Origin of the sequence: Streptomyces alanosinicus (genome assembly GCF_014650595.1) — a bacterium.
GTDB lineage: Bacteria > Actinomycetota > Actinomycetes > Streptomycetales > Streptomycetaceae > Streptomyces > Streptomyces alanosinicus.
This window is the reverse complement of record NZ_BMVG01000041.1, coordinates 19767-40317: the sequence shown is the minus strand read 5'-3', so window position 1 is coordinate 40317 and position 20551 is coordinate 19767. Positions and strand designations below refer to the sequence as shown.

Genomic DNA, 20551 nt, shown 5'->3' with positions numbered 1-20551 from the left:
CGGAGCCTTCCATGGAATCAGCGGCGGCGCTCGTCCGCGCCACCGCAGAGAGGAGGCGAAGGCGATGCCCGCTACCGCACCGTTGCAGGAGAATGACCGGGCCGCACTCGCTGCCGGCCCCGAACCGGTCTGTGCTCCCGGCGAGTTGACGGTTGGAGGCGGCCATGTCCGGGCCCGGTGAGCGCCGGCCGATCGTGGTGGGCGTCGATCCCGATCCGGCCCGGCGTACGGCGCTGGCCTGGGCCGCCGACGATGCCGCCCGCCGCCGGCTTCCATTGCGTGCGGTCCACGCCGAGGGTGTTCCGACCAGGGGCTATCGGAGGCGCGAGGTACCGCCATCCTGGGAGGAGTGGAACGAGGCCCTGCACAAGGCCGGGAAACAGGTGCTGGAGGAAGCCGCGGCCTTCGTCACGTCCCGGCACCCGCACCTCGAGGTGGACACCCTGCTCGCGGAGGGCGACCCTGTGTGGGTGCTGCGCGAGCAGAGCCGCGACGCCACCGCCGTCGTGGTGGGATCGCGGCATCTGAGCCGGACGCGGGAGGTGTTCGGCTCCGCGTCCGTCGCCCTGCCGGTCATGGCCCACACGCACTGCCCCCTGGTGATCGTCCCCGAGCCGGAACACATCACTCAGGACCCCGCGCACTTCGTGGTCGGCGTCGACGGCAGCGAACACTCCGCCGCCGCGGTCGACGTGGCGTTCGAGGAGGCGGCCCTGCACGGCGCCCAGCTGCGAGCCCTCTTCGTCTGGGAGCCCGGCCCGCTGAGGATCTTCGACGAGCACGGGCCGCAGCAGGAGGGCCGGCGGCTGCTCTCGGAGATCGTGGCGGGCCGGCGCGACCGCTTCCCCGAGGTCGACCTGCGTCATGAACTGGTCGTCGGGCATCCCGTCCAGGTCCTCGCCGGGGCCTCGGCCCATGCGCTGGGCCTGGTCGTCGGGACCCGGGGGCGCGGAGGTTTCACCGGCATGCTGCTGGGCTCGGTCAGCCAGGGTGTGCTGCACCACGCCCGCTGCCCTGTCATCGCCGTCCCGTCCCGCGGGTGAGCCGCGGGGACCGGCACCAAGGAGGGCCACCGTGTCGGCAGAACCGCTTGCTGTGGACACCGTCACCGCGCTCGTGGCGGAGGCCGGCGCGGCACCCTCGCTGCACAACGCGCAGCCCTGGTCCTTCCGTTACCTGCGGGACCTCGGCGTCCTGCGCCTGTACGCCGACCTGGAGCGCGCCCTGCCGCGGACCGACCCGGACAACCGGGGCCCGCACATCGGCTGCGGCGCCACTCTGCTCAACCTGCGTGTGGCCGCAGCGGCGGCGGGGCTGGCACCCATCGTCCGGCTGCTGCCCGACCCGGCCTCCCCGGAGTTTCTCGCCGAGGTGCATCTGTGCGGCACCGGAGCACCCGACGCGGCACTCACCCGGTTGCGGCCCGCGATCCACCGCCGTCACTGCAGCCGCGTGCCCTACCACGACGAGGAGGTCCCCGCCCCTGTGAGCGAGCGGCTGTGCGAGGCGGCCCGCGTCGAGGGCGCACAGCTGCTGTTTCCCGGCGCCTGGCATGTGCGGTCGGTCCTGGACCTGGTGCAGGACGCGGAGGGCAGGGAAGCGCTCGACCCGGGCATGCGCGCGGAAACCGCGCGGTGGACGTGTACCGGACCGTCCGGCGCCGCCGGGGCGGCCGGGGCGGCCGACGGCATCCCCGCCGAGGCCTTCGGCCCCCGGCAACGCGGTACCTCGGTCCCGGTGCGCGACTTCGCCGCGGGCCGCGCGGTGCCGGGGCGCGGCTGGGCCCCCTTCGAGAAGCACCCGAACATCGCCCTGCTGGGTACGGCCCACGACCAGCCCGCGGACTGGCTGCGCGCGGGTCAGGCACTGGAGCGGGTCCTGCTCCGGGCCACCGCGGACGGGCTGGTCGCCTCGGTCACGTCCCAGCCCCTGGAGTGGCCGGAGTTCCGGTGGGCCGTCCGTGATCCCGTCTCGGCCATGGCCCATGTCCAGATGGTGATCCGGCTCGGCTACGGCCCCGACGGCCCCGCGAGCCCCCGGCGATCGGTCGCCGACCTGCTCGACGTCCTCTGACGCGGGCCCGAGCGCGGCCGTAATCCGAAAACAAGGGAGGAGCCGCATGAAGGTCTCCGAGGTGATGTCCTCTCCGCCGGTGTGTGTCGCCCCGGACGTCTCGTTGTCCGAGGTGACCCGGCGGATGGCCGAGAGTGCCGTCGGGTCCGTCGTCGTGGTCGAGGACGGAGCGCTGCACGGCATCGTCACCGACCGCGACCTCCCCTGCGCGGCATCGGCGGCGGCCTGGACCCGACGGCACGGGTGGACGCGGTCATGTCGGCGAGAGCGGTCACGGTCCAGGCCGACGACGACCTCCGGGTGGCCTACCGGACGTTCCGCCGCACCGGCGTCCGCCGGCTGCCGGTCCTCGACGCGGAGCGGGTGGTGGGCGTGCTCACGATCGACGACCTGTTCCTCGACGTCTTCCGGCGGCTGGCGGACCTGCTGGGTCCGGTCGCCTGCAGCGTCCTGCAGGAACCACCGGGGCCGTCATCGAAGACGGGGGGTCAGGACGGGGGGTCCGTGTGAGTCCTGAACCGGCACCGCTGGGCACGGCGGCTCTGCGCGAGGGCGGTCCGCCGAACTGCGTCACGCCCCCGGCTCCGGAGCCGCCCGCCGAGCGGCCGGGCGTCCCCGCGTCGTCCTTCCCCTCCCTGCCGGTGCCCGACGTCTTCGCCGCCCTGGGCAGCTCCCCGCGCGGTCTCACGCCGCCGGAGACAGCCGCGCGGCAGGCCCGCGACGGCCCGAACCTGCTGCCCGGTGCGGGCCGCGGCCAGGTGTGACGGCGGCTGGTCGCGCAGTTCACCGACCTTTTCGCGGTCGTGCTGCTCGTCGCCTCGGCGACCACCTTCCTCGCGTACGCCCTGGGGCGACCACGGGATCCCGCCACCCTCCAGCTGGTCCTGGCTGTCCTCGGGGTGGTGCTCCTGAACGCCGGCATCGGTTTCGCCCAGGAGTTCTCCGCCGAGCGCACGGCGCAGTCCCTCCAGGCGATGGTGTCGCACACCTGCCGGGTGCTGCGTGACGGGGAGCGCCGGGAGCTTCCCGCCGGGGATCTGGTACCGGGCGCTGTGGTGGTTCTGGAAGCCGGGGACGCGGTGCCCGCCGACTGGTCGAGGCCCAGGAAGCCGCCGTCAACAATGCCGCGCTCACCGGCGAGAGCGATCCCGTCACATCCGCAAGTTCCTGGTCTGCCTCGCCAGCCACGACATCGCCGAACTCGTGCCGATCCTGGCGGCGACCTTCGCCGGGTTCCCGCTGGTGCCGATCACGCCCCTACAGGTCCTCGCGATCGACCTCGGCCCGGACGTGCTGCCCGCCCTGGCGCTCGGTGCGGAGCCGATGGAGCCCGACGTCATGAACAGCCCGCCGAGGCCCCGCGAGGAGCGGCTCTTCTCGACGGTCGACGGCCGTCACGGGCCGGATCCTCTTCCTCGGCGGCATCCAGGCCCTCGGCGTGTGCGCCGCCTTCTTCTGGCACATCCACGCCTCCGGCATCCCCTACGCGGAGTTCACCAGGAGCAGTCCCGTCCACCTGGAGGCGATCACCATCGTCCAGGCCGGCATCGTCGTCCGCCAGTTCTTCAACGCGCTCGCGGTGCGAACCGACCGGCAGAGCGTCTTCCGGGCCGGGCTGCTGAGCAATCCCTGGCTGATCGGTGCCGGCTGCGTCGGTATCGCGCTGATGGCCGCCATCAGTGACGGGCCGCCGCTCCAGGCCGTCTTCCACACCGCGCCGCTGACCGCCGCCGACTGGGCGGTCCTGGCCGCGTTCGGGGCGCTGCTGCCGGCCGCGGAGGAAACACGGAAACGGGCACTGCGGCGCCGGAGGACGTCCCCGAAGGGAGGCACACCATGAGAGTGATCATTGCGGGCTGCGGCCGGGGCGGTTCCGCCCCCGCCACACGGCTGGTCACCGAGGGCCACGACGTACCTCATCGACCGGCAGCCGAAGGCGCGCCGACTGATGTCTCCGGGCTTTCCCGGCGCCTTCCACGTGGGCAACGGCTTCAGCCGGCTCCGTGCTGGAAGCGGCCGGAATCGCCCACGCGGACGCCTTCGTCGCGGTCGCCTCCGGGGACAACAGCAACATCGTCAGCGCACGGACCGCCAAGGAGACGTACCGGGTCCCGGTCGTCCTCGCCCGCATCCACCAGATGCTGCTGTACCGCCACCTCACCCCCGAACTGGGCGGCCGCCCACTGCTTCCCGCCCATGGTGTCCTCGCCGAGCCCGGAGACCTGGTCACCTTCGCCGCCGCCACCGCGCTGGGCCGACTGCGCGGCTTCCTCGACAAGGAGCTGGGAACGCGAAGGTCCGCATCGCCGGCGCGGGCCGGCTCGGCACCCAGATCGCCCAGGTGCTGTCCGCCGCGCGCAACGACGTCACCCTCGTCGAGTCCGACGACGACCGGGTGGCCGAGCTCAGGAGTCTGCCGCAGGTGCGCCTCCTGGCCGGCGACGCCTTCGAGCCGAATGTGCTGGCGGACGCGGGAGCCCTCACCTCCTATCTCGTCATGGCAGCCACCGGCCGCGACGAGGACAACCTCGTCATCAGCCTGCTCGCGAAAGGACAGTTCGGGGTGGGACGGGTGGCCGCGCGCGTCAACGAGGCGGCAGGCGTCGAGGTCATCGAGACCGCGATCACCGCAGTCCCGGGCCGCGGGGCACACCCTGGGCGAGATCGCCCTGCCTGCCGGCACCGTGGTCGCCACCGTCGTACGCGACGGCCGGCCCACCGTCCCGGGTCCTGAGGTACGACTGCTGCCCGGCGACGAACTCCTGCTCGTCCGGCACGAGGCCACCGAGCAGGAGATCCACGCGGCCCTCCAGTGACGGGGACCCCGCACTGCCGTCAGCGGCTGTAGCGCGTCACCCAGCCGGGCTCGACGCGTTCCCACTCGCGGCCCCACTGGGAGAGACGGCGGCGGTCCATGCTTCTGCCGACGGCCCACCAAAGGCCGTAGGCGGAGGCAACGCCGCCGAACGCGGTCGCGAAGGCCACCGCCGCACCGGCCGTCGCCGCGAAGTCCCGGCGCTCGGGCGGCGTGGCGATGGCGCCCCGGGCATCCAGCCACACGGTCGTGGCAGCCCCCCGGTGGAGCCAGGCCCGCACCGGCGCGACGCCCTTATGGCCACCGTCCCGGTCGCTCCAGCGCACCAGCGCGTGGAAACCGGACTGCGCTCCTGCGCGGTCGCCGGCCGACCGTGCGTCGGTCACCAGACGCGCGGTGACGGGATGCAGGCGCGCCGGCATCGTCTGCCGTGCATGTGCGTAGTGGCTGTACACCGCCTGCCCGGCGGCCCACGCCGTCAGCGGCAGAACCACGAGGGCGACGGCCGCCAGGACGACGCGAAGTCTGCCCTCCAGCCGGTCCGCCGGCCGTTCCAGGGGGCTCGGTGGGCCGTCGGGTCCGTGCGGCGCCCGCTTGCCGGGCGGGCCGGAGGCGGGCCGGTGACTGGAGGGATCGGGGGTCCGCATGGCACGGCCCTCCGCTCTGGAGTCGTCGGTTCCGTGTGCCCTCTCACCGTCCCTCGCCGCAGATCCGCCGGGTATGGGCCCCACGGTCCTCTTGAGTGCCGTTCGGCCCCACCCGACCGGGTGCCCCAGGAGTAGGCAGGAGTAATGCTGTGTACGGAGGGACGATGAGCAAGCGCACCCGAGTCGACTCGCGTGCTGAGCGCGCCATCTGTGGTGCCGTGTTGCCGTGGGCCGGGAAGACGCGGCGCGGGGTCATGCGGCCCACGGCCGGCTCCATCCGCTCGCAGGCCCGCAGTGCGGGTGGCGATCGGGTGCTGCTGCCCGACGGCACGTGGCGGCGCGTCGAGACGATCCGGGTGCGGAGTCTGTTCGGCTGAGCGCGAGACCCGCGGGCCCCATGCCTCGGTCGTGACGTCAGTGCCTCTGCGGTACGACCGCGACCGGAGACTGGGCATGGTGCAGCAGTGTGTGGCTGGCCCGGCCGAGCTGGAGCCCGAAGTGGCCCGTTCTGCGCCGTGCTCCGGTGATCACGAGATCCGCGGCCGCCGACCGGTCCACGAGGATCTTCCCCGCGGGGCCCTCAACCGTCGCCGGGCGTGTCCGGACGTGCGGGTAAGCGGCGCTCACGGGTTCGAGCTGAGCGTCGAGGAGCGCGGCGGCTCGCCTTCCGTACTCTTCTGCCGGTCCTGCGGCCGACAACCGGTCACCGCTCACGTCGTAGACGGGCCTGCGCCAGGCACGCACCACGTCCAGGATGCAACCGCGCAGCTCGGCCTCCCGGAAGGCGAACCGCACGGCCTCGGCACACGTGTCGGCTTCGCCCACGCCGAGCAGGATCCGCTCGTGCATACCCGCCAGGCCCGCCCGATCACCCCGGACCACGATCACCGGGCAGTGTGCCCGGGCCGCCACGGCCAGACCGACCGACCCGAGCAGCAGGCCGTGGAGCGGAGCGGACCACGGCCACGGGACCCCGTCACCACGGCGAAGGCATGATTGCCCTCGCGTACGAGGGCGTCCGCCGCGTCCTTGGGGATGATGTCGGTGGTGACCTTCACATCGGTGTTGCGCCGCGCTGCACGGTCGGCCGCGGAGGCCACGATGTGCTCCGCCAGCACCTGCTCGGAGGGACGCTCGTGGCCTACTGAGGGCAGGCCGCCCTCGTAGTGCTCCCAGAGGGAGGCGTAGACCAGTCTGAGCGCAAGACCGTGGCGTACGGCTTCGTCCACGGCCCAGTCGACCGCCAGGAGACATGAGTCCGATCCGTCGACGCCCACCACCAGAGGGAGTGTCATGTTCCCCACCGCCTTTCGTGGAGCCGTCACATCGTGCAGGCACATGGGGGCGAACTTCACCGTCGCACCGCTGTGACCGGAGTCGCGAGGGCGCTTCGGCCCGCGTCGCAGGACCTTCGGCCCCCTACGACGGCTCGTGGTGCCGTTCGTTCGCCTGTCGTACGGAGGCGGTGGCCCGGTCGATCAATTCGGGGAGCGCCGTACGCACCGCGTCGCTCAGCGCGGCGCCGAGTGCGACGTCGGCGATCTCCACAGCGTGCACCACAAGCCTTGGCGGCAGCTGGTCGAGGGCCTCCCCCAGGGCCAGGCACTGCCCCAGACCGAAGGCATGGGTGCTTGCCGTGCCCCGTGCGTGGCCGGCCGCTTCCGCCGGGGTCAAGGTGTGCAGCTCGCCTGCCCGGGCCTGCGGCGTGCGGAGGGCTTCCACGACGACCACGGTGTCCGCGCCGCGCCACAGGTCGAGCATGCGCGCAGGTTCACCGTCGCTGACCACCAACACGGTGTCGTTTGGAACCCGGCCCCGCAACGCCTCCACCACCGCCGGGCCGACCCCGTCGTCACCGCGCAGGGGATTGCCCACGCCGATCACCACGACCCGGCCGCTCATGTGTGTTCCACGGTCAGGTCGAGGAAGTGGGCGGCGCAGGAGATGCAGGGATCATGGTTGCGAATGGCTCGTTCGCACAGGTGGGTGAGTTCGTCGTCGTCCGCGGCCGGTCCGTCCCTGTCCAGGCGGGCCTGGACCGCCCTGCGCACATCCTCTTCGATGGCCTTCTGGTTCTGGGCCGTGGGCGGGACGATACGGGCTTCGGTGAGCGTGCCGTCCTCCGTGAGGGCGTAGCGGTGGTACAGCAGCCCCCGGGGCGCCTCGGTGGCCCCGCGGCCGAGGCTCTGGCGCGGCGGGACCTCGACGGCCGGCCGGGGAGGTGGTTCGTAGCCGTCGATGATCCGCAGGGCCTCCTCGACGGCCTGCACCACTTCCACGGCGCGTACGACGATGCTCCGGAAGGGGTTGTCGCAGACGGCGCCGGTCAGCGGGTCCCCCAGCCCGGCGTCCCGCGCCGCCTCGGCGGCCAGGGGGTGCAGCCACCGGCCGTTGATCGCATAGCGGGCGAGCGGACCGGTCAGGTAGCGGCGGCCGTCGAGCGTGGCCGTCAGAGCGGTGGAGTGCGGCACCTGCCCTTCCTGGACGTGCTGTTCGAAGGCGGCGAGCTGGATCTCGCGCGGCGCCGTGCCCTGGTCATGGCCGACCATGACCGCCGGTGTTCCGGAGTCGACGGCGTAGCGGCCGGGGTCACGCAGCGCGAACAGGTCGTGGTCGCACTCGGCGTCGGGAAAGTCGAAGGCCGCCACCCAGCGGACGGTCTCCAGCGCGTCCTCCCGGGCCTGCCGCAGCCGTTCCGCCAGCGGGCGGAGGTCCTCCGGGGCCGGCGTCCGGTAGAAACCGCCGACCCGGACATTGACCGGGTGGATGGGGCGGCCGCCGAGTTGTTCGAGGATCGCGTTGCCGGTCTGCTTGAGTCTCAGGCCGCGTTCCACGGCGGGTCGTTGCTCGCGGGCCAGGCCCACTGCATCCGCGTGGCCGAGAAAGTCCGGAGCGTGCAGCAGAGAGATGTGCAGGGTGTGGCTCTCGATCCACTCACCGCAGTACAGCAGGCGGCGCAGCTCCGCGAGAGGACCGTCCACCGTGACACCGCAGGCGTCCTCGATCGCCTGGCAGGCGCTCATCTGGTAGGCGACCGGGCAGATGCCGCAGATGCGAGCGGTGATGTCGGGGGGTTCGGTGTGGCCTCGGCCGGTCAGGAAGGCCTCGAAGAAGCGGGGAGGTTCGTAGATGCTCAGACGCGTCTCGGTGACGGAACCGTCCTCGACGCGCAGGCGGAGAGCCGCTTCGCCTTCCACCCTGGCCAGCGCGTCCAGTCGCAGGACATGAGTTCCGCGTTGGTTCATGCGGGCCTTTCGGGGTGGGGTCTGTGTCAGGCCCGGGAGCTGTGCTGCCCCTCGGCCGCGAGATCGGGTACGGGGGCATATTCCGGCGAAGCGGCGTTGAAGGTGCGGAAGACACGCTGGATGTCGCGCTCGCTCATCCCGTCGTGGCGCAATTGCGCGACCATGGAGCGCAGGTTGGGCTTGCTCATCGGTCCGAAGCAGCCGTAGCACCCACGTCCGAAGGCGGGGCAGATCGCGCCGCACCCGGCGTGTGTGACCGGGCCCAGACAGGGGGTGCCGTGGGCCACGGTGATGCAGGTGGTGCCGCGTCTCTTGCACTCGAAGCAGACGCTGTGGCTGGAGATCTGGGGCCTGCGTCCGGCCAGGTGGGCGGTGATGACTTCGAGGAGCTGGCGGCGGTCGATGGGGCAGCCGCGCAGTTCGAAGTCGACCGGGACGTGGGCCGAGATCGGTGTCGAGGTCTCCAGCGTGCCGATGTACTCCGGCTGGGCGTACACCGCGTCGAGGAACTCGTCGACGTCGGTGAAGTTGCGCAGTGCCTGGATGCCGCCCGCGGTGGCACAGGCTCCGATGGTCACCAGGTACCGGGAGATGCGACGGACGTGCTGGATCCGCTCGGCGTCCTCGGCGGTGGTGATCGACCCTTCGACCAGGGAGAGGTCGTACGGCCCCCGGCCGGCCAGCCGCGCGCGCTCCCCGTCGGCGCCCTCGGCCGGGGTCATCTCCAGGAAGTGGTCGATACGTACCCGCTCGGTGAGGCCGAGGAGTTCATCCTCGCAGTCGAGCAAGGTCAGCTGGCAGCCGTCGCAGGAGGCGAACTTCCACACGGCGAGCGTCGGCCGTGGGTCGGTGGCCGGTCCGGGCTCGGTGGCCGCTCGGAGATGGGTGACCATGTCACAACTCCCTCACGAGGAGCAGCTGTGCAACGCGGTCGTAGCCGACGACCGGCCCGTCGCGGCACAGCAGGAGCGGGCCGAGCTGGCAGTGGCCGCAGTGGCCGGTGGCGCAGTGCATGTTCCGTTCCAAGGACACCTGGACGCGGTGCGGGACCAGGCCCCGGGCCACGAGGTCACGTGCCGTGTGCCGCATCATCACCTCGGGCCCGCACACCAGCGCGCTGGTCCGGTCGGGTCTCAGGTCGAGATGGTCGAGGAACGTGGTGACCACGCCCACCGCACCGCGCCAGCCCTGGCCGGGGCGGTCGACGGTCACCTCCACCCGGGCCGGGCCGCGCCAGCTCTCGATCTCGTCCCGGTAGACCAGGTCGGCGGGGGTACGGGCGCCCACCAGGATCACGAGCCGACCGTACGCGGCGGGCCGGTCCAGGACCGCGTGCACGACCGGCCGCAACGGAGCCAGTCCGATGCCGCCCGCGATCACCAGCACATCGTGGCCGACTGCGGCCTCCAGGTCCCAGCCGGTGCCGTACGGCCCGCTGAGCCCGGCGGTGTCACCCGAGCGCAGTCGGCACAGCGCGGTCGAGACCGCGCCCACCGCGCGCACGGTGTGCACAAGACCGCCGTGGCGGCCGCGCAGGGCGCTGGCCGAGATGGGCACCGCACCGACCCCGAAAGCGTAGATCATCGCGAACTGACCCGGCGAGAAGGGCGGGAGCTCCCGCCCGGCCGGTACCAGTTCGATCGAGCGGGTATCGGCAGTCTCGTCCCAGGCGTCGGCGACGCGGTACGGCAGCGGGGGCGCCACGGCGCTCATGGTGACTCCGGTGCCGATTCCGGTGCCCCGGACCGCGTCCAATCGTGCAGAGCGGCGGCTTCCTCGGTGATGTCGATACCGACCGGGCACCACACGATGCAGCGTCCGCAGCCCACGCAGCCGGACGAGCCGAACTGGTCGTACCAGGTGCCCAGCTTGTGGGTCATCCACTGCCGGTAGCGGCTGCGCGAGGAGGCACGGACCGGGCCGCCGTGCAGCTGGGAGAAGTCCAGGTCGAAGCACGAGTCCCACAGCCGCCACCGTTCCGCGTGGTCGCCGGTGAGGTCCGTGATGTCCTCGGTGGTGGTGCAGAAGCAGGTCGGGCACACCATGGTGCAGTTTCCGCAGGTCAGGCACCGTCCGGCGACGTCGTCCCAGCGGGGCGCGTCGAGCGTTCCGGCCATCAGCTCCCGCAGATCGGCCTCGGGCAGGGTCCGTCCCATACGGTCCGCCGCTGCTGCAACGCCTGCGCGTGCCGTCTCCTGGGTTTCGGGGTCGGCCGGGTGGCCGGGCAGTTCGGCCAGGATCTCGGCGCCCTCCGGACTGCCGCTTCGGGCCCAGAAGTGGTGCCCGTCCTCATCGACCACTTCGGTCATCACCAGGTCGTAGCCGGGAGAGGCGGCGGGTCCGGTGCCCATCGAGACACAGAAGCAGGTGGCACCGGGCTCCGTGCACTCGACCACGATCAGCAGTGCGCCGGAGCGCCGCCCCTCGTAGACGGGGTCGCGGTACACCCCACCGGTCAGCACCCGGTCCTGGACGGCTATGGCCCGCAGATCGCAGGGACGCACGCCCAGGAAGGCGTACCGAGGAGGCGTGACCTGGTCGGCAGTAAAGACCACCTCGTCGCCCACTCGGTCGGCGCTCCACTCCCGTACCCGCGACGGATGCAGGAAGGCCTTCCACGACTGGGGGCCCGCCGAGTTCGCGAAGGCCGCGCCGTCCGACCGCTCCCGCAGCCGGTACCGCCCGGCCTCCAGCTCCACGCCCCGTCCGTACGGCAACTCGTCGGCCGACCGCAGCTCCGCGAGCACGATCGCACCGTCCCGCACCGTGGGCCCGACCACGGTGAAACCGCGCCTGACCAGTACGTCCACCAGCGCGGCCATTCCGCCCCTGCTTATGACGAGCCCGTCGGACGCGGCGGCCGGGGAGGCGTTCCCATCGGCGTCGAGACTCATGACCGACCTCCACAGCGCTACGGACGGCACATAGATCCCCACCGTCTTTTCAGGCCCACGACCACAGCGTTCCGGCATCGCCGGAGCAGCGACAGAGCCATACGGGCACGCACGGGGTCCGTTGGTCCCCTTGGCCTGGCCGAGACGGCGATGATCAGCGCGCTCGGCGGTGTGGGGAGAGGAGGTACGTGCGACCCTCCCGGCCCCACTCCCCGTACTCGGGCGTCAGACACGCGTCCATCGCCCGCAGACAGGGGCGGCCGATGTGCGCGTGGACCAGGCGTCCGATCCGGTTCCGTGCCGCTGCGGCGCGACCTCGCGCACGGGAGCGTGCCCGCCCACGCCACCGCGGAATCGGCGGCGAGACGCCGCAGGGCGGAGCGGAGTTCGGCGTGCTCGTCGGTGACGAGCCAGGCGTCCAGCCGGCCCTCGGACGGCTCCGCCTCCGGGCCGCCGTCGAACGCGACACAATGGCGGCCGCGGACGACCAGGAGGCCGGCCGGTGCACAACGCGGGGACGCCATCGCGCCCGCGCCCGGCAGTGTGAGCCGGAGCCGAGACGCCATGAGTGGCACCTCCCGGAAAGCGTGCCCAGGTCATCGTCTCAGGAAAGCGGCCTCCGTGGGCCTGAGCCGTCCGGCCAGGTACATGGGCCGTTCGACCCAGTGCGCACGGAGCAGGCCGGGCGGATGGTCGAAGAAGGCCCGAAGGAAGGAGGGCCGGCATGCGTGGGGAGATCATCCGGAAGGACACTCCACTCCGCGGCGCGCCCAATCTGCGCGACTACGACAGGGAGTGCGCGGACTTCTCCTGGACGCAGGCGCGGGCCAGGCTGGAGGGGCTGCCCGGCGGGCGAGGACTGAACATCGCGCACGAGGCCGTGGACCGGCACGCGGCATCGGCCCGTGCGACAGCGGTCGCGTTGCGCTGTGTCGGGCGGGACGACTCGGTCACCTCTGTGACCTACGGGGACCTGGCCCGTTCAACGGCACGGTTCGCCAACGTGCTCCGTGGCCTCGGTGTCGGTCACGGCGACCGGGTGATGACGCTTCTGGGGCGCTGTCCCGAGCTGTACACCGTGGTCCTCGGCACGCTGAAGAACACCAGCGTCCTGTGCCCGCTGTTCTCGGCCTTCGGACCGGACCCGGTCTTCCAGCGGGTGACCCTGGGCGACGCACAGGTACTGGTCACCACGGCGGAGCTGTACCGCAGGAAGGTCGCCGGGCAACGCGGGCGACTCGCCTCCCTGCGCCATGTGCTGATCGTCGGCGAGGGTGCGGACGACCTGCCCGGCACCGTCTCCCTCGCCGCCCTGATGGCCGACGCCGCCGACACCTTCGCCATTCCACCGACTTCGCCCCACGACATGGCCCTGCTGCACTTCACGAGCGGCACGACGGGCATCCCCAAGGGCGCAGTGCACGTGCACGAGGCGGCCGTCGCCCACTACATGACCGCGCTGTACGCCCTCGACCTCCACCCGGACGACGTGTTCTGGTGCACGGCGGACCCCGGCTGGGTCACCGGCATGTCCTACGGGATCATCGCCCCGCTCATGCACGGCGTGACGGTCGTGGTGGACGAGGGCGACTACGATGCCCGCCGCTGGTACCAGATCCTCGCCGAGCAGCGGGTGAGCGTCTGGTACACGGCGCCGACGGCCCTGCGCATGCTGATGCGGACGACGCCGAGGAACGGGCCGTACGACCTGCCCCGCTCGTTCGACCTGAGCGCGCTGCGGTTCCTCGCGTCGGTCGGCGAGCCGCTCAATCCGGAGGCCGTGGTGTGGGGGCGGGAGGTGCTCGGGTTGCCGGTGCACGACAACTGGTGGCAGACCGAGACCGGCGCCATCATGATCGCCAACTTCGCCGCCTGTGACATCCGCCCCGGTTCGATGGGGCGTCCGCTGCCCGGTGTTCAGGCGGCGGTGCTGCGGCGCGGTGAGGACGGCCGGGCCGAGGTCGTCGCCGGACACGTCACCGTACTGGAAAGGCCGGGTGTGGAGGGCGAGTTGGCGCTGCGGCCCGGCTGGCCGTCCATGTTCCGCGGCTATCTGCACGACGAGCCGCGCACCGCGGCGGCCTTCGCGGACGGCTGGTATCTGACCGGAGACGTGGTGCGGCGCGACGCGGACGGCTGGTACTGGTTCGTCGGACGCGCCGACGACGTCATCAAGTCGGCGGGACACCTGATCGGGCCGTTCGAGGTCGAGAGCGCCCTGATGGAGCATCCGGCGGTCGCCGAGTCCGGGGTGATCGGCCGGCCCGATCCCGTCGCCGGGAACGTCGTCAAGGCGTTCGTCACGCTGCGCCCGGGCTTCGACGCGACCACGGCGATGCGGCGGGAACTGCTGGCCTTCGCCAGGCGCCGGCTGGGCCCGGCCGTGGCGCCCCGCGAGATCGCCTTCGACCAGCACCTGCCGCACACCCGCAGCGGCAAGGTCATGCGCCGCCTGCTGCGGGCCCGTGAACTCGGCCTGCCCGAGGGCGACATCTCCACCCTTGAGGACTCCACCTTGGAGGCGTCCTCCGCGCAAGCCTCCTCTCGGGAGAGACAAGCCTCCTCTCGGGAGAGGACGGAGCAGCCGGCATGAGCACCACCCGCACCCGGCACACGCCGCGGGCCGCCGCCCGGCCGGACCGTCAGGCCGCACACCGGCTGGCCCTGCTGGAGTCGATGCTGCGCGTCCGCCGGTTCGAGGAACGCTGCGTGGAGCTGTACAGCGCGGCGCGCATCCGCGGTTTCATGCACCTCTACATCGGCGAGGAAGCCGTGGCCGTCGGCGTGAACGAGGCGCTCACGGACGACGACGCGGTCGTGTCGACGTACCGCGAACACGGACACGCCCTCGCCCGCGGGGTTCCGGCCGAAGCGATCATGGCGGAGATGTTCGGCAAGGTCACCGGCTGCAGCCGGGGCCGTGGCGGCTCGATGCACCTCTTCGACGCCGAGCGCCGCTTCTACGGCGGCAACGCGATCGTCGGCGGCGGGCTCCCCCCCTCGCGGCCGGCCTCGCCCTCTCCGACCACATGACCGGCCGGCGCCGGGTCACCTGCTGCTTCTTCGGCGACGGCGCCTTCGCCGAGGGCGAGTTCCACGAGACCGCCAACCTCGCCGCACTCTGGGGACTGCCCCTGCTGCTAGTCTGCGAGAACAACCTGTACGCGATGGGCACGGCCCTGGCCCGGCATCAGGCTCAGACCGACCTCGCGCTGCGTGCCGCCGGGTACGGCATGGTCTCCTGGGCCGTCGACGGCATGGACGTCTTCGCCGTCGAGGACGCGGCCCGGCGAGCGGCCGAAGGGGTGCGCGGCGGAACCGGGCCCCACTTCCTGGAGATGCGCACGTACCGCTTCCGCGCCCACTCCATGTAGCCCGCTGCCCTCCTGCTGAAGGCCGCCGCGGCAGCGGTACGCGAGGTGCCGGGCCTCAACGGCTACTGGCAGAACGGCGGGTTCGTCCCCGCTGACGAGGTCAATGTGGGCGTCGCGGTGTCGCTCCGGCAGGGCGGACTGCTCGCGCCGGTCATCCACCGCGCCGGCACACTGCCGCCCGATGTCCTCATGGCCCGCCTCAAGGACCTGGTCCAGCGCGCCCGCCGGGGACGGCTGCGGGGCAGCGAGATGAGGGGCGCCACCCTGACCGTCACCAGCCTGGGCGACCAGGGCGTGGAGACGGTGTTCGGTGTCATCCATCCGCCCCAGGTGGCCCTGGTCGGCTTCGGCGCGGTCGTCGAACGGCCTTGGGCCACCGGCGGCATGCTCGGCGTGCGTCCGGTAGTGACCGCGACCCTGGCCGCCGACCACCGGGCCACGGACGGCGCCGTAGGGGCGCGCTACCTCACAGCGGTCGACCGACTGTTGCAGAATCCGGAGGAGCTGTGACTCAGATGAAGCCCCTGAACAACGCGGAAGCTCTGTCCGTGGTCAAGGAGTCCATCGCTCAGATCATCCCCGACGCCGACTTCACTCTGGTCGAACCGGACGACAAGTTCCGCGACGTCCTCGAACTGGATTCGCTCGATTTCCTCAGTCTGGTGGAGCTGCTGTCGGAGCGCACGGGAGTCCGTATCGACGACGAGGACTACCCGGAACTGACCACGCTGTCGGATGCCTCGCGGTTCCTGGTCGAGAGATCGAAGGAGGGGACCGGCTCAGCAACGTGAACTCCCGCCGTTCGTACCCGCCCTGCGTCTCATGCCCGTGCGGTGCCCGGGCAGCTGCCGGATGCGGCCAGGGGTGTGCGATTCGGTCTCCAGCACCGTCGGCGGCTCACCAACGACCGTGTTCCCCATGGCTCACCGCTACCGTGCGGCTCACTCGCGATGGAGTACGACTTTGACGGCGCCCGTGGTGGTTCCGTGTGCGAACACCTCGTAGGCGTCTTCCATCCGGTCGAGGCCGAAGGTGTGGGTGACCAACCGGGAGACGTGCAGGCGCCCGAACCTCATCAGTTCCAGCAGGCGGGGTGTGGAGGACGTGTCGACCTGCCCCATGCTGATCGTCACGTTCTTGCGCCACAGGGACTCGAGATGCAGCGTCGCCGGTCTGCCGTGCGTCCCGATGTTGGCGATGTGCCCTCCGGTCCGGACAGCGCGCGTGCACAGTACGAACCCGTCCGGATCGCCCGACGCCTCGATGACCACGTCTGCGCCCGGCCCCTCGGACAGGCCGGCGATCATCCTCCCCGGCGATTCGGCGGCGTCCGGCCCCACCCGGGCGGCGGTCTCCAGCCGGGCGTCGGCCAGGTCGACGACGACGATCCTCCGGGGCGAGTAGAGTCGCGCGACGATGACGGCGGCGAGACCCACGGGGCCCGCGCCCACCACGACGACGGTGTCTCCCGGGCACACATGTCCGTTCCGCACTCCGACCTCGTAGGCGGTCGGGAGGAGTTCCGCGAGCAGCAGCGCGTCGTCGAGCGGGAGGTCCGAGGGGCGTCGGTTGGTGGAGTGATCGGCGAAGGGCACCCGCACCCACTCGGCCTGGGTCCCGTTGATCAGGTTCCCCAGGATCCAGCCGCCGCCTCCACGACACTGCCCGTACATGGCGTCACGGCACTCCTTGCAGTCGGCGCAGGCCGAGACGGACGACACGATCACCTGGTCGCCGGGGCGAAGGTGGTGGACTTCGCCGCCGACCTCCACGACCTCTCCGACGGCCTCGTGGCCGAGGACCGTACCGGGCTTCACCTCGGGAAAGTCTCCCCGCCGGATGTGCAGATCACTGCCGCAGACGGTGGTCGCGTCGATGCGCACGATCGCGTCGGTCGCCTCCTCGATCACAGGGTCCGGGACGGTGTCCCAGGAGGTCTGCGCCGGGCCGTGGTAGACGAGCGCTCGCACGGTGTTCACTCCCTCGCTCCCCCACCTCCACGGTCACCCCCGCCGTGCTTCCGGGCAACACGGCCGTCCGTGCGCCGTCGTCGAGGCCCACGGGCGATGGCTGGTTGCAATGGCGGCGGCCTCGGCCTCGGAAGAAGCCGGACACGGAAACCGGACATGACGGTGAACGGTCCGACCGCGTGGCTGGGCCCGGCGTCGCCCGCATACGGGCTGAGAAGAGACCGGGGCGGTGACGATTCCGCTGGTGGTGGGCGTCGACGGCTCCGAGGGGAGCCTTGAGGCGGTCGACCGGGCCGCCGGCGAAGCGGCCCGGCACGGAGTCCCGCCCCGGCTTCTGCACGCGGCGGCCGGTGAGCGTGAGGAATCCGAGGTGGTCGACGCCGCCTCGGCACGTGCCAGAAAGCGGGCTCCCGCGGTCCCGTTGTCCAGTGAGGTGTCATGCGAGGACGCGGCCTCCGCCCTGATAGACATCGGACGCAGCGCCTTCGCACCGGTCCTGGGGTCCAGAGGGTTCGGGGACCTCGACGGCATACTCCTGGGCTCGGTCAGCCTCGGCGTGGTGGCACGCGCCGACTGCCCGGTCGTCGTGGTGCGCGGCACCGTGGAGCACCGTGATGCCCGGTTCGGGAGCGTCGTCGTGGGTGTCGAGGGCGGGGAGGGCAGCGGCACGGCCATGGACTTCGCGCGCCGTGAGGCCCATGTTCGACGGTGCCGGCTCGTGGCGGTGCACGCCTGGAGTGCACCGTCCGGTGCGCCCACGACACCGCAAGCTCCGTCGTGGGTCATGGAAGCTCACCCCCGCGCCCGGCATTGCCGGAAGCCGCGTCGACGGCGGATCTGCTGGTCGTGGGCGCCCGCCGGCGACTCGGGCATCCAGGTCCGGAACTGGGCCATGCAGGACCTCGCCCGTCAACTGCTGAACACCGCCGAACGCGATACCCAGGGCATGGCGGCGTCCCGGTCCCGTCACATCGCCGGACGGACCGTGTGAACCCAGGCCGATGCAGAACTTGAGCTCACGTCCCGGTGGGTGAGTCGGGGGTGTCGTCCGTCCGGTGGGCGAGGTTCCCGGAGACCGCGACCACGCCGTCAACGCCACGGCACAACTGCTCGACGACGGGAATCATGCTTCGGTTCTCCACGGTGCCGGTGAGGGTGACCCGCCCGTCGCGCACCTCCACGCTCACGTCCCGCGGATCGAGGCCCAGTGTGCGCCGCAGCAGGTCACCGGCGATCTCCTCCCGGATGGCCTCGTCGCGGCGCAGGAAGATCCGCAGCAGATCACCACGGCTGACGATGCCCAGCAACCGGTCCGCCTCGTCCACCACAGGCAGCCGCTTGACGCGCTGGCTCTCCATGAGACGGGCGGCCTCGACCGCGCTCCAGTCAGGACGCGCACACACCGCGGGCGCCGACATCAGTTCCTCGGCCCGGGAACCTTCGGCCTTGGCCCGCTCCCACGCCTCCAGATGCGGAAGGGGAGTCCGGCCCGTCGGATCGGCCTGGTCGGCGCACTTGCGCAGCAGGTCGGCCTCGGACACCACTCCCATCGGGCGGTCCAGATCGTCCACCACGGGCACGGCGGTGACGTCGTTCTCCTCCAACAGCCTGACGAGCTCCTTGAACGGCGTGTCGCGCCGTGCCCGGACGACGTCCCGGGTCATGAGCTCCTCGACCGTTCGGTGGTGCATGGTGCCTCCTGGATCCGGGCCTCCGGCCACGCTGATACAGGACTCTCGTCCCGTGCGGGAGTGTGTCCCGCGTGGCAGGTTGGATACAGCACCATTCTGAGGAGAGGGCGGCGACCATGCGAGCTCACCTCGGCGACCAGCTCGTCATAGAAAGTCCGACGACCGGCGGCGCAAGGCGCGACGGCGAGATCGTCGGGCTCCACCACCGGGACGGCACACCTCCCTATGACGTGCGCTGGTCGGACACGGACGAAATCACGCTCGTCTTCCCCGGGCCCGACGCCCACATCCGCCATCTGGAGCAGGGACAGCCCACGTCCACACCCAAGGCACCGCCGGGCACGGGTGAGGCGGAGACCGTGACCACGGCCACCCATCCGACCGGGCCGGCCGATCCCGGCGACATCGGCCGGCGCGTGGGCGTCGAACGCCGCAGGAGGGGGCTCAGCCGGGAGGAGACGGCCGGCCGCGCCCGGATGTCGCCCGACTACCTGGCCTACTTGGAGGAACGGCCCGCCGACCCGACGTCGGCGACTCTCATCAGGCTGGCCGACGCGTTGGGCACCACGGTCGCCGCGCTGCGTGGCGGGGGTATCGATCTCCCACCCGGCCAGGGCCACGCACTGCTGCACCCCCGGCTGCGGGACCTCAGTCCGGAGGAATGCCGCACCCTTCTCTCCACACACGGCGTGGGGCGCATCGCGGTGTCGGACTCCGATGGCCGCCCGGCGGTCGTCCCGGTCAACTACGAGGTCGTCGACGACACCATCGCTTTCCGGACCGTACCCGACTCCGTGCCCGCGGCGGCCGCGGAGAGGGAAGTCGCTTTCGAGGTCGACCACGTGGACGAGGCGCTGAGCCAGGGCTGGAGCGTGCTCGCCGTGGGCCCCGCGAGCGTGGTGACGGATCCCGAGGCCGTGCGCAGGCTCACCCAGCAGGCCCACACCATGCCCTGGGCGGGCGGCGAGCGCGAGATGTGGGTGTCGATCCGGCCCACGATCCTCACAGGCCGCCGGATCACCCCGGCGGATCAGTAGACGGCCACGTTTCACCCGACGCCACCGAGCCGGGTCTCGACGCCGACCACGCCCTCCAGCCCGCGGACAAGGCGTTCGGCGACCCAGATGAGCGAGGTGTCGTGGACAGGTCCCCGCAGCGTGACGATCCCGTCCCGCACCGACACATGGATGGCATGAGCGTGCATCGGGAACAGGTAGGACACCACCGTGCGGCGGACCTCCTCCTCGATGTCCGCGTCCGGCCGCAGGAAGACCTTCAGCAGATCGCCACGGCTGACGACGCCCAGCAACCGGTCCTCGTCGTCGATCACGGGCAGCCGCTTGACGTGGTTCACGACCATGAGACGCGTCGCCTGAGCCAGCGTGACGTCCGGGCGTACCGTGACAGCGGGTGTGCTCATCAGCTCCTCAGCCGACATTCCTCCCGTCTTGGCCGGCTCGGGCCGGTGCCGGATCCGCTCGAAACGAGTGAGCCGACGGCCCCGGAACTCCTCCTTGGGCAACAGGTCGGCCTCGGACACCACACCGACGACCCGCCCCGTGACATCCACGACCGGCACAGCACTCACATGGCGCTCCTCCAGGACCCGGACGATCTCCTTGACCTGTGCGTCGCGCCTGACAGCCACCGCGGGCGCGGTCATCACATCCCTCACGATGTGCGCAGCGGCGACAGGCATGTCCTCGGTCCTCGCAAGGCGCGCCGGAAGAGCCGGCTCGGCCATCGCCTCCAGCATCGCCACAACCCGGCCGCCGCCAAACCGACCCCACCCGATCCGGACCCATTGGCGTGTAGCGGCGCTGCGCGGGCGGTGCGACGGTG

At 71.7% G+C, this 20551-nt stretch carries 23 protein-coding genes and 6 pseudogenes; 19 read left to right on the top strand and 10 right to left on the bottom strand.

What is annotated here, in order from left to right; genetic code table 11:
- The first annotated feature begins 164 nt into the window (after positions 1-164).
- From IE277_RS39490 to IE277_RS50270, 11 genes and pseudogenes are all read left to right on the top strand, one after another.
- A complete protein-coding gene (locus IE277_RS39490; protein ID WP_189958558.1) occupies positions 165-1043 on the top strand; it encodes a universal stress protein in 879 nt (292 codons plus the stop codon).
- A gap of 31 nt (positions 1044-1074) precedes the next feature.
- Positions 1075-2073 (top strand): Acg family FMN-binding oxidoreductase, encoded by a 999-nt coding sequence (locus tag IE277_RS39485; RefSeq protein WP_189958557.1) that lies wholly within the window; start codon positions 1075-1077, stop codon positions 2071-2073.
- A 46-nt stretch (positions 2074-2119) separates the two neighbouring features.
- Positions 2120-2215: pseudogene (locus tag IE277_RS48110) on the top strand (CBS domain-containing protein); the annotation flags it as partial.
- Between the two features lie 113 nt (positions 2216-2328).
- Positions 2329-2583, top strand: coding sequence for a CBS domain-containing protein (locus IE277_RS48105; protein ID WP_229882304.1), 255 nt, complete (start codon positions 2329-2331; stop codon positions 2581-2583).
- The gene (locus IE277_RS48100; protein ID WP_229882303.1) at positions 2580-2837 is read left to right on the top strand and encodes a cation-transporting P-type ATPase; all 258 of its coding nucleotides are present in this window, start codon (positions 2580-2582) and stop codon (positions 2835-2837) included. Before IE277_RS48105 ends, IE277_RS48100 begins: the two co-directional genes overlap by 4 nt.
- 210 nt (positions 2838-3047) lie before the next feature.
- Positions 3048-3110 (top strand): annotated as a pseudogene (locus IE277_RS49850) (hypothetical protein); the annotation flags it as partial.
- Between the two features lie 166 nt (positions 3111-3276).
- Positions 3277-3399, top strand: a pseudogene (locus IE277_RS49845) (hypothetical protein); the annotation flags it as partial.
- Positions 3400-3511: 112 nt separating this feature from the next.
- Positions 3512-3913: a cation transporting ATPase C-terminal domain-containing protein gene (locus IE277_RS48090; RefSeq protein WP_229882302.1), complete on the top strand. Its 402-nt coding sequence runs from the start codon at positions 3512-3514 to the stop codon at positions 3911-3913.
- A 163-nt stretch (positions 3914-4076) separates the two neighbouring features.
- A pseudogene (locus tag IE277_RS48085) lies at positions 4077-4151 on the top strand (TrkA family potassium uptake protein); the annotation flags it as partial.
- 263 nt (positions 4152-4414) lie between these two features.
- Positions 4415-4807 carry an NAD-binding protein gene (locus IE277_RS39465; protein ID WP_229882301.1) on the top strand — a complete coding sequence of 131 codons (393 nt, stop codon included), beginning with the start codon at positions 4415-4417 and terminating at the stop codon, positions 4805-4807.
- Positions 4758-4889, top strand: coding sequence for a hypothetical protein (locus IE277_RS50270; RefSeq protein ID WP_229882310.1), 132 nt, complete (start codon positions 4758-4760; stop codon positions 4887-4889). The genes IE277_RS39465 and IE277_RS50270 overlap by 50 nt, the downstream gene beginning before the upstream one ends.
- 19 nt (positions 4890-4908) lie before the next feature.
- Here the strand turns inward: IE277_RS50270 and IE277_RS39460 are convergent, their stop codons facing one another.
- Positions 4909-5535, bottom strand: coding sequence for an Rv1733c family protein (locus IE277_RS39460; RefSeq protein ID WP_189958556.1), 627 nt, complete (start codon positions 5533-5535; stop codon positions 4909-4911).
- A 164-nt stretch (positions 5536-5699) separates the two neighbouring features.
- On the opposite strand from IE277_RS39460, the gene IE277_RS39455 reads away from it, so the two are divergent.
- Complete coding sequence (locus IE277_RS39455; RefSeq protein WP_189958555.1) at positions 5700-5912, top strand: hypothetical protein; 213 nt, start codon at positions 5700-5702, stop codon at positions 5910-5912.
- A gap of 37 nt (positions 5913-5949) precedes the next feature.
- On the opposite strand, the pseudogene IE277_RS39450 reads toward IE277_RS39455, so the two are convergent.
- The 6 genes and pseudogenes from IE277_RS39450 to IE277_RS39425 all read right to left on the bottom strand — a co-directional run bounded on the left by IE277_RS39450 (position 5950) and on the right by IE277_RS39425 (position 11674).
- Positions 5950-6830: pseudogene (locus tag IE277_RS39450) on the bottom strand (universal stress protein).
- Between the two features lie 124 nt (positions 6831-6954).
- Positions 6955-7437 carry a hydrogenase maturation protease gene (locus tag IE277_RS39445; protein WP_189958554.1) on the bottom strand — a complete coding sequence of 161 codons (483 nt, stop codon included), beginning with the start codon at positions 7435-7437 and terminating at the stop codon, positions 6955-6957.
- Positions 7434-8780: a Ni/Fe hydrogenase subunit alpha gene (locus IE277_RS39440; RefSeq protein ID WP_189958553.1), complete on the bottom strand. Its 1347-nt coding sequence runs from the start codon at positions 8778-8780 to the stop codon at positions 7434-7436. Before IE277_RS39440 ends, IE277_RS39445 begins: the two co-directional genes overlap by 4 nt.
- Positions 8781-8806: 26 nt before the next feature.
- A complete protein-coding gene (locus IE277_RS39435; RefSeq protein ID WP_189958552.1) occupies positions 8807-9673 on the bottom strand; it encodes an NADH-quinone oxidoreductase subunit B family protein in 867 nt (288 codons plus the stop codon).
- Between the two features lies 1 nt (position 9674).
- Complete coding sequence (locus IE277_RS39430) at positions 9675-10493, bottom strand: FAD/NAD(P)-binding protein (RefSeq protein WP_189958551.1); 819 nt, start codon at positions 10491-10493, stop codon at positions 9675-9677.
- Complete coding sequence (locus IE277_RS39425) at positions 10490-11674, bottom strand: 4Fe-4S dicluster domain-containing protein (protein ID WP_189958550.1); 1185 nt, start codon at positions 11672-11674, stop codon at positions 10490-10492. Before IE277_RS39425 ends, IE277_RS39430 begins: the two co-directional genes overlap by 4 nt.
- 724 nt (positions 11675-12398) lie before the next feature.
- Between IE277_RS39425 and acsA the strand changes: the two genes are divergently transcribed.
- Genes acsA through IE277_RS39405 form a run of 5 tightly spaced genes read left to right on the top strand, consistent with a single transcriptional unit; the run spans position 12399 to position 15839 of the window.
- A complete protein-coding gene (gene acsA, locus IE277_RS39420; RefSeq protein WP_229882300.1) occupies positions 12399-14267 on the top strand; it encodes an acetate--CoA ligase in 1869 nt (622 codons plus the stop codon).
- On the top strand, positions 14264-14707 hold the full coding sequence (locus tag IE277_RS49840) for a thiamine pyrophosphate-dependent enzyme (RefSeq protein ID WP_373310981.1): 444 nt from the start codon (positions 14264-14266) through the stop codon (positions 14705-14707). The genes acsA and IE277_RS49840 overlap by 4 nt, the downstream gene beginning before the upstream one ends.
- A complete protein-coding gene (locus tag IE277_RS49835; protein WP_373310980.1) occupies positions 14704-15048 on the top strand; it encodes a thiamine pyrophosphate-dependent enzyme in 345 nt (114 codons plus the stop codon). The genes IE277_RS49840 and IE277_RS49835 overlap by 4 nt, the downstream gene beginning before the upstream one ends.
- Positions 15049-15060: 12 nt before the next feature.
- On the top strand, positions 15061-15558 hold the full coding sequence (locus IE277_RS49830; protein WP_373310984.1) for a 2-oxo acid dehydrogenase subunit E2: 498 nt from the start codon (positions 15061-15063) through the stop codon (positions 15556-15558).
- A 5-nt stretch (positions 15559-15563) separates the two neighbouring features.
- Entirely contained in the window at positions 15564-15839 is a 276-nt protein-coding gene (locus IE277_RS39405; protein ID WP_189958549.1) for an acyl carrier protein, read from the top strand.
- Between the two features lie 150 nt (positions 15840-15989).
- Here IE277_RS39405 and IE277_RS39400 read toward each other — a convergent pair whose 3' ends face one another.
- Positions 15990-17018, bottom strand: a complete 1029-nt coding sequence (locus IE277_RS39400) for an alcohol dehydrogenase catalytic domain-containing protein (RefSeq protein WP_189958577.1) — start codon at positions 17016-17018, stop codon at positions 15990-15992.
- 229 nt (positions 17019-17247) lie between these two features.
- On the opposite strand from IE277_RS39400, the pseudogene IE277_RS39395 reads away from it, so the two are divergent.
- A pseudogene (locus IE277_RS39395) lies at positions 17248-17909 on the top strand (universal stress protein); the annotation flags it as partial.
- Between the two features lie 125 nt (positions 17910-18034).
- Here IE277_RS39395 and IE277_RS39390 read toward each other — a convergent pair.
- Positions 18035-18709 (bottom strand): CBS domain-containing protein, encoded by a 675-nt coding sequence (locus IE277_RS39390; protein WP_189958548.1) that lies wholly within the window; start codon positions 18707-18709, stop codon positions 18035-18037.
- Between the two features lie 116 nt (positions 18710-18825).
- Between IE277_RS39390 and IE277_RS39385 the strand changes: the two genes are divergently transcribed.
- A complete protein-coding gene (locus IE277_RS39385) occupies positions 18826-19746 on the top strand; it encodes a pyridoxamine 5'-phosphate oxidase family protein (protein ID WP_189958547.1) in 921 nt (306 codons plus the stop codon).
- An 11-nt stretch (positions 19747-19757) separates the two neighbouring features.
- On the opposite strand, the gene IE277_RS39380 is transcribed toward IE277_RS39385, so the two are convergent.
- Complete coding sequence (locus IE277_RS39380; RefSeq protein ID WP_229882299.1) at positions 19758-20408, bottom strand: CBS domain-containing protein; 651 nt, start codon at positions 20406-20408, stop codon at positions 19758-19760.
- Between the last annotated feature and the right edge of the window lie 143 nt (positions 20409-20551).